Origin of the sequence: Xaviernesmea rhizosphaerae (genome assembly GCF_001938945.1) — a bacterium.
GTDB lineage: Bacteria > Pseudomonadota > Alphaproteobacteria > Rhizobiales > Rhizobiaceae > Xaviernesmea > Xaviernesmea rhizosphaerae.
In genome coordinates this window covers 55,588-68,107 of the sequence record NZ_MKIO01000039.1, presented here as the reverse complement: position 1 = coordinate 68,107, position 12,520 = coordinate 55,588, and the positions used below count along the sequence as shown (strand labels likewise).

Annotated in this window: 6 protein-coding genes; 2 read left to right on the top strand and 4 right to left on the bottom strand. The window is 65.2% G+C overall.

Annotated features, from left to right (window positions below):
• The first annotated feature begins 376 nt into the window (after positions 1–376).
• Entirely contained in the window at positions 377–1,600 is a 1,224-nt protein-coding gene (locus BJF92_RS18405) for a lytic murein transglycosylase (protein ID WP_075636215.1), read from the top strand.
• A gap of 194 nt (positions 1,601–1,794) precedes the next feature.
• Positions 1,795–3,168, top strand: a complete 1,374-nt coding sequence (locus BJF92_RS18400) for an SGNH/GDSL hydrolase family protein (RefSeq protein ID WP_143524094.1) — start codon at positions 1,795–1,797, stop codon at positions 3,166–3,168.
• Positions 3,169–3,467: 299 nt separating this feature from the next.
• Here the strand turns inward: BJF92_RS18400 and BJF92_RS18395 are convergent, their stop codons facing one another.
• The 4 genes from BJF92_RS18395 to gltB all read right to left on the bottom strand — a co-directional run bounded on the left by BJF92_RS18395 (position 3,468) and on the right by gltB (position 12,222).
• The gene (locus tag BJF92_RS18395) at positions 3,468–4,925 is read right to left on the bottom strand and encodes a glutamate synthase subunit beta (protein ID WP_075636213.1); all 1,458 of its coding nucleotides are present in this window, start codon (positions 4,923–4,925) and stop codon (positions 3,468–3,470) included.
• 233 nt (positions 4,926–5,158) lie between these two features.
• A complete protein-coding gene (locus tag BJF92_RS18390; RefSeq protein WP_078058231.1) occupies positions 5,159–6,202 on the bottom strand; it encodes a polysaccharide pyruvyl transferase family protein in 1,044 nt (347 codons plus the stop codon).
• A gap of 15 nt (positions 6,203–6,217) precedes the next feature.
• Positions 6,218–7,297, bottom strand: coding sequence for a polysaccharide pyruvyl transferase family protein (locus tag BJF92_RS18385; protein ID WP_075636212.1), 1,080 nt, complete (start codon positions 7,295–7,297; stop codon positions 6,218–6,220).
• Positions 7,298–7,506: 209 nt separating this feature from the next.
• On the bottom strand, positions 7,507–12,222 hold the full coding sequence (gene gltB, locus BJF92_RS18380; protein ID WP_075636211.1) for a glutamate synthase large subunit: 4,716 nt from the start codon (positions 12,220–12,222) through the stop codon (positions 7,507–7,509).
• Between the last annotated feature and the right edge of the window lie 298 nt (positions 12,223–12,520).

Here is a 12,520-nt window from a genome sequence, read left to right as displayed (position 1 = left end):
AGAGGAGGCCCGATGGCTCTAGCAAAAATTTCACGCAGGTGCAAAATTTCTGATAAATCTTTGATTTCTCATAAGATTAAGCCGAAAATTCCGCATATTGCGACAAACTCCCACCGCAGCGCAGCAAAGTAAAGATGCGCAGACATGCCTCATCACAAGAACTACGCAAAGACAGGCGGCTTTTGCAAGCGCGGCGCGAGCGCGAAATCCATGGTAAAGTGTTTGTTGACGTTCATGGTTTACGATGTCCTCCAGCCGCCCGGCTGTCGAACGCGGTGAGGCGGGAACGGTTCCGGCCCTCAGAGCCTTCATTGCCTGAGCCGGACCGGCCTATCGAAACGCCGCTGAACATGCGATGAACGACATGGAAAGGACGATGCCCATGACCACCCGGAGAGCTCTTCTCGGCTACAGTGCCGCCGCCTTGGTCACGGCCTCGCTCCCGCTCGCCGCGCGGCCTGCCTTTGCCGATGCCGGCTTCCAGTCCTGGATCAATAGCTTCTATCCAACGGCCGCCAAGGCTGGCATCACCCAGGCGACCTACCGCCAGGCCTTTGCCGGCGTGCGCACGCCCGATCCCGACGTGCTGCGCAAGGCGACCTACCAGCCTGAGTTCACCACCAAGATCTGGGAATATATCGATTCCCGCGTCAATCCCTTCACCCAGCGCACCGGCCAGGAGATGGCGGCCAAGCATAAGCGCACGCTGGATGCCCTGGAGCGCCATTATGGCGTGGACCGCACCATCTTGCTGGCGATCTGGTCGATGGAGTCCAATTACGGCGCGGTGCTGCAGAAGGACGAGCGGCTGCATTATGTGCCGCGCGCGTTGGCGACGCTTGCTTATGCCGACCCCAAGCGCGCCAAATATGCCCGCACCCAGCTGATCGCCGCGCTGAAGATCCTCCAGAACGGCGATGTCACCCCGCGCGAGCTGGTCGGCTCCTGGGCCGGCGCCATGGGCCACACCCAGTTCATCCCCACAAGCTACCTGCTCTATGCCGTGGATGCCGATGGCAATGGCCACCGCGACATCTGGAGCTCGGTGCCCGACGCGCTGGCGACCGCTGCCAATCTCCTGAAGTCGAATGGCTGGCAGACGGGCCAGACCTGGGGCTACGAGGTGGTCGTTCCCGCCGCGGCATCGCGCTATTCCGGTCAGAGCAAATCGCTCAAGCAATGGGCCGATCTGGGCCTGCGCCGCCCGAACGGCAAGAGCTTCCGCGACGGGTCGCAGCGCGCCATGCTGAAGCTGCCCGGCGGCGCCGGCGGCCCGGGCTTCCTGATGACGAAGAACTTCTTCGTGCTCAAGCGCTACAATGCCTCCGATTCCTATGCTCTGGGCGTCGGCCTGCTGGCTGACGAGATTGCCGGCTTCGGCGGCATGCAGCAGCCCTGGAACCGTCCCGATGGTTCGCTGGACGTGCGCCAAAAGATGGAGATCCAGACCCGCCTGAAGGAACTCGGCTATTATAATGGCGAGGTGGACGGCAATTTCGGCTCGGGCTCCAAGGCGGCCATCCAGGCCTTCCAGAGCCAGGCGGGCCTGTCGCCGGATGGCGAGCCGACGCAGCATGTGCTGCGCGCCCTGCGGCGCTGAGGGCGAACATAGCGCGGGGCGGACATCGGAGCGACGAGCGGCACCCGTTTTCACATATCCGATGAAAAAACCGAGAGCATCGCATTGAAGACAGTTTCCCGTCCGATGCTCCAGGATGTCCGACGCCAGAACTGGCCATTGACGGGCGCCCGCCGGCAAAGCCACAAGGGCCGGCATCAACGAGGAACGAGCCTTTGACCAGACCCGACAGGCCGCGCCCGGCGACGGCGATGGCCGCAGTGCCTTGCGGCTGGTCTTTGCGCGCCATAATTGCCCGGACAGGGCATGTCTGGGCTGGCCTCGCGCACAAGGCCCGTGCGTGTCTCCTGCCGGTCCTGCTGGCCTGCCTGTGCATCCTGCCAGAGCCGACGCATGCCGAGGAGCAGCGGCGCACCATCATGGAAATGCTGTTCGGCACGCCGCGCAGCCGCAGGGAGGCGCCCCGCGTTTATGATGATGGACTTGGCGTGGAGACCCGCCCGGCGCCGCAGCGCCGGAGGCCCAAGCCTGCGGCCAAGGCCAAGCCGAGACCCACGCCATCGGTCACGGTGATCGAGACCCAGCCCGTGGTGGAAAAGGCGGCGGACGCGAAGACGGTGCTGGTCACCGGCGACTTCGTTGCCTCCAGCCTGGCGGACGGCCTGACCGAAGCCTTTGCCGAGGCCGCCGGCCTGCGGGTGGAAAGCCGCACCGACGGCTCCTCCGGCCTGGTGCGCGACGACCATTTCGACTGGCTGGCCGAATTTCCGGCCGCCATACAGGCGGTCAAGCCGCAGCTGATCGTCATCAGCCTCGGCGCCAATGACCGGCAGATGCTGCGCTTCGGCGAGGCCCGGGAGAAATTCCGCAGCGAGGGCTGGACCGCCGAATATACGCGCCGCGTCGATCGCCTTGCCAGGCAAGCGCAAGCCGCCAAGGTGCCGGTGCTCTGGGTGGGCATGCCGCCCTTCCCCTCCTCGATGATGAGCGCCGACATGGTCACCCTCAACGCGCTGTACCGGAGCGCGGCCGAACGCGTCGGCGCCGAATTCGTCGATGTCTGGGACGGCTTTGCTGACGAGGAGGGCAAGTTTGTCATGACCGGAGCCGACATCAACGGCCAGCAGGTGCGGCTGCGTGGGCAGGAAGGCATCAATTTCACGCCTGCCGGCAAGCGCCGCCTCGCCTTCTATCTGGAAGACGACATTCGCCGCCTGCTGGGCATCGACCAGGGCGAAGGCGGCGGCGTTCTGAACGAGAAGCTCGTGCCTGCGCCCGCAGGCAATGAGGCGATCCTGCGCACCGCACCGATCGCGCTGACCGATCCCGAACTCGATGGTGGCAGCACGCTGCTCGGCGGCCTGCCCGTTGCGGTCAAGGACGGCAAGAGCCCCCGCGATCTCCTGGTGGAGAAGGGCGAGATGGCGCCGGCGCCCGCCGGCCGCGTCGATGATTTCCGCCTGTCGTCCCCGGCGATCGCCACCACGCCGGCCCCCGCGCCATCGCAGCCGACGCCGCAAGCCGACGCGCAGGGCGACACGGAGACGCCCGCTGCGACCCCTCTCGACAAGGCGGCGCTGCGCCCTTGAAAGGCGGCGGTGGACCGGGCTGAAGCATCGGGCGGGAAACGGCGGGACCACAGCACAGGACGCAAAGGCTTGTGCACTTGGACAGCCCCTGATCTGCCTTTCGGCCCGACGCCCGAACGGACGGGCATCCCGCGCCCATGAAAAAGCCGCCCGTGCGGACACGGACGGCGTAAGACCCGCAGGCGCGGACGTTTCCTTTAGAGCATCAGACTGAAAATCGCACGCAGTCCGATGCTCTAATTTTTTGTTTTTGCATCGGATTTTTCCGAAAACCGGTTCCCACTTTTCGGTCCGATGCTCTAACGCGGCAGGACGCTCGCGCCCATCAGCGCCTCGTCAATGGCGCGGGCGGCCTGACGGCCTTCGCGGATCGCCCAGACGACCAGCGACTGGCCGCGGCGCACATCGCCGGCGGCATAGAGCCGGTCGACAGAGGTGCGATAGTCCTGGTCATTGGCGATGACGTTGCTGGAGCCGCGGCTGTCGGTGTTGATCGCCAGGCGTTCGCCATATTCGGCCAGAACGCCCGTGGTCAGCGGACCACGGAAGCCGATGGCGATGAAGGCGAGATCGGCCTTGATGACGAATTCCGTGCCGGGAACCGGCTTGCGGCGGTCATCGACCTGGCAGCACTTCACACCGCTCAGGAGCCCGTCCTCGTCGCCGACGAATTCGAGTGTGGCAACCTGGAACTCGCGGATGGCGCCTTCCGCCTGGGAGGAGGAGGTGCGCATCTTCGTTGCCCAATAGGGCCAGACGGCGAGCTTGTCTTCCTTCTCCGGCGGCTGCGGGCGGATGTCGAGCTGGGTGACCTTGACGGCCCCCTGGCGGAAGGCGGTGCCGACGCAGTCGGACGCGGTATCGCCGCCGCCGACCACGACGACATGCTTGCCGCCGGCAAGAATCGGATCGGACGGCCAGCCGACGCTGTCGATGTTCTCGCGGCCGACGCGCCGGTTCTGCTGCACCAGATAGGGCATGGCATCGTGCACACCGGCAAACTCGACACCGGGAATGCCGGCATCGCGCGGGGTTTCCGAGCCGCCACAATAGAGCACGGCATCATGCTCGGCCAGCAGGCTGTCCACCGTGCGGTCCACGCCGACATTCACACCGCAATGGAAGGTCACGCCCTCGCCCTTCATCTGCTCGACGCGGCGGTCGATGAAGTTCTTTTCCATCTTGAAGTCGGGAATGCCGTAGCGCAGCAGGCCGCCGGGGCGCGACTCGCGCTCATAGACATGGACATTATGGCCGGCGCGGGCGAGCTGCTGGGCTGCGGCCATGCCGGCCGGGCCGGAACCGATGATGCCGATCGACTTGCCGGTCTTCGTCACCGCCGGCTTGGGCACGATATAGCCCATCTCATAGGCCTTGTCGGCGATCGCCTGCTCGATGGTCTTGATGGTGACGGGCGCGTCTTCCAGGTTCAGCGTGCAGGCTTCCTCGCAGGGCGCGGGGCAGATGCGGCCGGTGAACTCCGGGAAGTTGTTGGTGGAGTGCAGGTTGCGGATCGCCTCGTCCCAATTGTTGCTGTAGACGAGATCGTTCCAGTCGGGGATCTGGTTGTGAACCGGGCAGCCGGTCGGGCCGTGGCAATAGGGAATGCCACAGTCCATGCAGCGTGCCGCCTGCTTCTGCACTTCCTGGTCCGACATCGGCAGGACGAACTCGCGGAAGTGACGGATGCGGTCGGAGGCCGGCTGATATTTCGCCAGTTGCCGATCGATTTCGAGGAAGCCGGTGACCTTGCCCATTGCCTGACCCTTTGCGTCTGTGCCGGCGGCCAGGCCCTCTCGGCCATGCGCGCCCGGCGATGATCTGCCCCATGATCCCGCCGCCCGCGGCCGCTCTTCCGGGAAGAAGCGTGGCCTGCGATCGGCAATCCCTTGCTCCGGCGGTCGTCCCCCATGCCTTGCTGCAGCGCGGGACGAAACCGGAATTTTATCGCGCCGCATCCGTCAAGAAACCAACGGAAACGGCCGCCTTGTCAATAGCGGTTGCTCTCCAACACCGCGGTCGGCAGAGCCCAGACCGGCTGTTTGAACTTCACCGCCTTCGGCAGCGGAAAAGCCGCAAACAGCGCCTCGCCGGTATAGTCGAGCGGCCGCCACTGCGCGTCGATGAAGGCCATGGCCGCCTCCCAGTCGGTCGGCTGCGCCAGCGGCTGCAGATAGCTCAACACCGCCTCGCGCCCCGCGCCGCTGTAGAAATCCACCATGCGATGATCGATCGGCACCGGACCCTCCAGGCTGAGCGCCCCCGGCTCGCCATGCCCGGTGGAAAACCAGGCGCAGGGAATGCCGTAGGTCTCGGCAATGACAAGGCCGTGCAGGCTGGTCGACAGGATGCGGCGGCAGGACACCATCTCGCGCAGCTTGTCTTCCATGCCGGCCATATCGGCCCCGCAATAGGTGTTGATGATGCGGATCCGCTCCGCCATCTCGGGCGGCAGCTTGTAGCGCTCGATGGTGGCGCGCACCAGCGCGCCAGCGCGCGCCTCCTCCAGCTCGGAAATATGCACGATCACGCCGAGATCATGGGTCTTTTCCAGACCGGCAAAGGGGAAGATCCGCGGCAGGAACCAGGCTGGGTCGCCGAAGATATCCGGCACCTGGATGCCACGCGCGCGCAAGCCTTCGGCCGTTCGCCGCCCGCGCACAGCATGCACCACCAGTTCCGTATTCTCGGGAAGAGCATAATCGCCGGGCGTCCCGTCGACATGACGGCCGAGGTCGAAGCCCGTGCCCCAGAGATGGACGCAGGCGCCCTGCTGGGCATGGCCGATCGTGCCGATGGCGGCCAGCCGCTCGGACGTGTTGTTGAAGGCAGCCCGCTCGACGCCGCGACCGGAGATCACAGAGACGATGACGGCGCTCAGCGCATCGCCCAGATTGGCGTCGGGATGCTTGTCGGTGGTCCAGACCCAGGACAGCCGGATGCGCTTGGCCGCCCGGCGCTCAGCCTGCACCAGAACGCCATGAGCCGGCTCGGTCTTGAGCCCCAGAAACTGTCGTGCCGCTTCGATGACCATGATCCGCTAGCCCCTTCAGCCGCGCCCGAGAAGGCGGGACAGCAAGGTGCGTTTGGCCTCCTTGACCGTCTGCACCACAACATGGTCGCGCTGCGTCGGCAGGCCACGCACCAGCGGATGATCGAAGGCACTGCCGCCCGTCCCTTTGCCCAGCATGTTCAGCGGCAGGGGGAAGGAGGAAATCAGCGCATCCTCGTCGAGCACCTTCTGGCTCCAGACGCGGTCGATCGTCTCGATCAGCGCCGCCCAGTCGGTTTCCTGATGGCGCGGCTGATACCAGACATCGAGATGGTCATGCCCCAGGCCGCGATAGAGATCGACGAAACGCAGGTCGAGCCCCTCTTCGGCCATCAGATCGATCCGGCCGAGACCCGCCTGGCGGGCACGGGGCGAGAAATAGAGACAGGGAATGCCGTAGGATTCGGCAAAGACCATGCCATGAAGGCTCGTGGAAACGATACGCTTGCAGGACAGGATCTCATCCAGCCGGTGGCGCAGCCCGTCAATGCTGACCGGCGTGACCGTATTGATCAGCTTCACCGCTGCCGCGTCCGCTGGCGCGATGATATGGCGGGCGGAATCCGGCTTGGGATGCGCGTCGTGGGCACGGTCGGCCAGTTCCGACAGATGCAGGATCACGCCGAGCTCGCAGGTCTTTTCGACGGGCGCATCATGGAAGCGCGGCAGCAACCAGAGCGGGTCCCCATAGATGGCCGGCCCCGGCGCGTCGGCATCCAGCACGCGGCGGCTGAAGGGGCCGCGCGTTGCATAGGTGGTGAAGCGCGTGTTGGCCGGGCGCGAATAGAGCACCTTGGCTTCGGTCGACTGGTTGGGGTTGAGGTGCGGCGACGTGCCGGTTCCCCAGAAGGAGACATCCCCGCCGGCGAACATGTGGCCGATGGTGCCGACGGCGGCCAGCCTCGTCTGGCCCGATTTGGCAGCCGTATGCGTAACCGGCAGGCCGGACATCATCGCCACGATGACAGGAGAGAGGGCATCGCCGAGATTGAGGTAGTCATCGCCGCGCCCTGTCGTGACCCAGGAGAGCGGGATGGCCCCTTCGGAGGCGACGCGTTCTTTCAGTTCCTTCGACAAATCACACCTAGCTGCCGTTGACGGTCATGGCCCGCCCCGCGTCACGCCGTCTAAAGACGACATGCGGAGGCGCGCACGGGCAGCCCGCTACCATAACTTGAAGGCCGGAGTAAGGGGCGGCTTCGGCAGACGCTGCTTTTGCGCCCGAAACCGCCCCGTCCGGAGATGTTCGCCCGGGATAGCCCCTCGGGAGGATGAAGGCGCGGGGCTTATTCCGCGGCTTCGGCCATCTTCATACGCTCCATATCCTCGAGCGCACGGCGATACTCGACCGGCATCACCTTGCGGAACTTCGGACGGTATTCCGCCCAATGTTCCAGAATGTGCTTGGCGCGCGGCGAGCCGGTATGGTGCTGATGGTTGGTGATCAGCTGATACAGGCGCTCCTCGTCGTGACGCGTCATGTCGCCGGTCACGTCCACCATGCCCTTGTGCATGAGGTCGCCGCCGTGGTGATGCAGCTTCTCCAGCATGTCGTCTTCTTCCGGCACCGGCTGCAGCTCGACCATGGCCATGTTGCAGCGGCGGGCGAAGTCGCCGGCCTCGTCCAGAACATAGGCGACGCCGCCGGACATGCCGGCCGCGAAGTTGCGGCCCGTCTGGCCGAGAACCACCACGACGCCGCCGGTCATATATTCGCAGCCATGGTCGCCCACGCCCTCGACTACCGCGATGGCGCCGGAGTTGCGCACGGCGAAACGCTCGCCGGCCACGCCGTTGAAGTAGCATTCACCCGAGGTCGCGCCATAGAGCACGGTGTTGCCGACGATGATCGACTCCTCCGGCACGATGACCGCTGCCTCGGACGGGCGCACGATGATTCGGCCGCCGGAGAGCCCCTTGCCGACATAGTCGTTGCCGTCGCCGATCAGGCGGAAGGTGATGCCGCGCGCCAGGAAGGCGCCGAAGGACTGGCCGGCCGTGCCCGTCAGCGTCACGTCGATCGTGTTGTCCTTCAGGCCCTTGGCGCCCCAGCGCTTGGCGAGCGCGCCCGAAAGCATCGCACCGGCCGAGCGGTCGACGTTCTTGATCGGCACCTCGAAGGCGACCTTCGTCTTGCTTTCCAGCGCCGGCTTGGCCTTCTCGATCAGGGTGCGATCGAGAATGTCGACGATCGGATGGCTCTGGCGCTCGGTCCAGTAGGTCGCTTCCTTCGGTGCCTCCACCTTGTGGAAGATCTTCGAGAAGTCGAGACCACGGGACTTCCAGTGCGCGATCAGCTCGTCCTTCTGCAAGAGGTCTGTAGCGCCGATGATCTCGTCCAGCTTGGTGAAGCCGAGCGAGGCCAGGATTTCGCGCACCTCTTCGGCAACGAAGAAGAAGTAGTTGATCACATGCTCCGGCGTGCCCTTGAAGCGCTTGCGCAGCACCGGATCCTGGGTGGCCACGCCGACCGGGCAGGTGTTCAGATGGCACTTGCGCATCATGATGCAGCCGGCGGCGATCAGCGGCGCCGTGGCGAAGCCGAACTCGTCCGCACCCAGCAGCGCGCCGATGATGACGTCGCGCCCGGTCTTCAGGCCGCCATCCACCTGCAGCGCCACGCGCGAGCGCAGGCCGTTCAGCACCAGCGTCTGCTGGGTCTCGGCCAGGCCGATTTCCCAGGGGCTGCCGGCGTGCTTCAGCGAGGTGAGCGGCGAAGCGCCCGTGCCGCCATCGAAGCCGGAGACGGTGATATGATCGGCGCGCGCCTTGGCGACGCCGGCGGCAACCGTGCCGACGCCGACTTCCGAGACGAGCTTGACCGACACGTCAGCCTCGGGATTGACGTTCTTCAGATCGTAGATCAGCTGCGCCAGATCCTCGATCGAATAGATGTCGTGGTGCGGCGGCGGCGAGATCAGGCCGACGCCGGGGGTGGAGTGGCGGGTCTTGGCCACGGTCGCATCGACCTTGTGGCCGGGCAGCTGCCCGCCCTCGCCGGGCTTGGCACCCTGCGCCACCTTGATCTGCAGCATGTCGGCATTGACGAGATATTCCGTCGTCACGCCGAAGCGGCCGGATGCGATCTGCTTGATGGCCGAGCGTTCGGGGTTCATCGACCCGTCCGGCAGCGGCATGTAGCGGTCGCTCTCCTCGCCGCCCTCGCCCGTGTTCGACTTGCCGCCGATCTTGTTCATCGCAATCGCCAGCGTCGTATGCGCCTCGCGGCTGATCGAGCCGAAGGACATGGCGCCGGTGGAGAAGCGCTTGACGATCTCGACCGCCGGCTCGACCGCATCGACGGCGACCGGTGTGCGGCCGATCTCTTCCGCCGAACGGATCTTGAACAGGCCGCGGATGGTGTTCATCCGCAACGCCGTGTCGTTCACCATCTTGGCGAATTCGCGGTAGCGGTCCTGGCTGTTGCCGCGCACGGCGTGCTGCAGCGAGGCAACGGCATCCGGCGTCCAGGCATGGGATTCGCCGCGCATGCGGAAGGCATATTCGCCACCGATGTCGAGCGTGTTGGTCAGCACCGGATCCGGCCCGAAGGCGGTCTGGTGGCGGGCGAAGGTCTCCTTGGCGATCTCGTCCAGGCCGATGCCTTCGATCTGCGTCGCCGTGCCGAAGAAATAGCGGTCGACGAATTCGCTCGACAGGCCGACGGCGTCGAAGATCTGGCCGCCGCAATAGGACTGGTAGGTCGAGATGCCCATCTTGGACATGACCTTGAGAATGCCCTTCCCGACCGCCTTGATGTAGCGGTAGACCACTTCGCTCTCGTCGACTTCCTTGGGGAATTCGCCGCGCTTGTGCATTTCGATCAGCGTGTCAAAGGCGAGATAGGGGTTGATCGCCTCGGCGCCATAGCCGGCCAGCAGACAGAAATGATGGATCTCGCGCGGCTCACCGGATTCCACCACGAGGCCCACAGAGGTGCGCAGGCCCTTGCGGATCAGGTGATGATGCACGGCGGCGGTCGCCAGGAGCGCCGGAATCGCCACGCGATCCGGGCCGATCTGCCGGTCGGAGAGCACGATGATGTTGTAGCCGCCCTTGACCGCGGCTTCCGCCCGCTCGCACAGGCGGTCCAACGTGTCCTTCAGGCCTTCGGCACCCAGCGAGACCTCATAGGTGAAGTCGAGCGTCTTGGTGTCGAACAGGTCTTCCGTATGGCCGATGGAGCGGATCTTCTCCAGGTCGCCATTGGTCAGGATCGGCTGGCGCACTTCCAGCCGCTTGGCATGGGAGGCGCCGACATGGTCGAGCAGGTTCGGCCGCGGCCCGATGAACGAGACGAGGCTCATGACCAGTTCCTCGCGGATCGGGTCGATCGGCGGGTTGGTCACCTGGGCGAAGTTCTGCTTGAAATAGGTGTAGAGCAGCTTGGGCTTGTCGGACATGGCCGAGATCGGCGTATCCGTGCCCATGGAGCCGACAGCTTCCTGGCCCGTGGTCGCCATCGGCGACATCAGGATCTTGGTGTCTTCGAGCGTGTAGCCGAAGGCCTGCTGGCGGTCGAGCAGCGACACGTCGCGGCGCAGCGCGCGCGGCTCCACCGGCTTCAGATCCTCGAGGATCAGCTGGGTGTTGTCGAGCCACTGGCGATAGGGATGCTTGCCGGCGAGCCAGGACTTCACCTCCTCGTCGGAAATGATGCGGCCCTGCTCCATGTCGATCAGCAGCATCTTGCCCGGCTGCAGCCGCCACTTCTTGACAATGCGCTCCTCCGGCACCGGCAGCGTGCCGGCTTCCGACGCCAGGATGACGCGGTCGTCGTCGGTGACGAGATAGCGGGCGGGACGCAGGCCGTTGCGGTCGAGCGTGGCGCCGATCTGGCGGCCATCGGTGAAGCAGACGGCGGCCGGACCATCCCACGGCTCCATCAGCGCGGCATGATATTCGTAGAAGGCCTTGCGCTCGGGCGCCATCAGCTGGTTGCCGGCCCATGCCTCGGGAATGAGCATCATCACGGCATGCGAGAGCGAATAGCCGCCCTGCACCAGGAATTCGAGCGCGTTGTCGAAACAGGCCGTGTCCGACTGCCCTTCGTAGGAAATCGGCCAGAGCTTGGAAATATCGTCGCCGAACAGCGGCGAGGACACGGAAGCCTGACGCGCCGCCATCCAGTTGACGTTGGAGCGCAGCGTGTTGATCTCGCCGTTATGGGCGACCATGCGATAGGGATGCGCCAGCTTCCAGGAGGGGAAGGTGTTGGTCGAGAAGCGCTGGTGCACCAGTGCCACCGCGCTCTCAAAACGCGGATCGGCCAGGTCCTTGTAATAGGCAGAGACCTGATAGGCCAGGAACATGCCCTTGTAGACGATGGTCTTGGAGGACAGCGAGACGGGGTAGAAGCCGGTCTCGGCACCCTCGAAAGCGTCGTAGATGCGGTTGGAGATCACCTTGCGCAGGGTGAACAGACGACGCTCGAATTCGTCCTGTGTGGCGGCATCGCGGCCGGCACCGATGAAGACCTGCACATGGCGCGGCTCGGTAGCGGCGATGTCGGGCGCCTTGGAGAGAGAGGCATTGTCGACCGGCACGTCGCGGAAGCCGAGCAGCTTCTGGCCTTCCTCGGCCACGACATCTGCGATCACCTTCTTGAAGTGTTCGACCTGGGCCTCGTCCTGCGGCATGAACAGGTAGCCGACGCCGTAATCGCCAGCCTTGGGCAGCGTGACGCCCTGGGCCGCCATTTCCTCGCGGAAGAACCGGTCGGGGATCTGCACGAGAATGCCCGCGCCGTCGCCCATCAGCGGGTCTGCGCCGACAGCGCCGCGATGCGTCAGGTTTTCCAGGATGAACAGGCCGTCGCGCACGATCTGGTGCGACTTCTGGCCCTTCATATGGGCCACGAAGCCGACGCCGCAGGCATCGTGTTCATTGGTGGGGTCATAGAGGCCCTGGCGCGCCGGAAGACCGGACGCCTGTCGCGCGGCGACGGCTTTCTTCACGGCGCCAGCAGTCTCGATGCTTTCGAATGGCGTATGATCCGTCATTGGTCTTCTCCCAGTTGCGCCCGGACACCTGCCAGGCCTTGCCGCAGCCGAGGTGCCACCGCAGGAGAACGTCCCTCTCCGACCGGCGGCCCCGCCCCTATGGTTGCATGATCTCGTTTCGGCCGCAAATGAAGCCTTGCCGCTTTCGGCAGGTCCGATCTGTGCCGTTTTGTCGCTCGGCCGAGGCAGGAAACCATGTTCCCTCACCCAGGCAGCACGACCACCCTTGCGACCCGCCGGCACGCCCCCAAGCGACCGGACCGATCAAAGACATTGCGCGCCGCGCCTTCAGGACAAG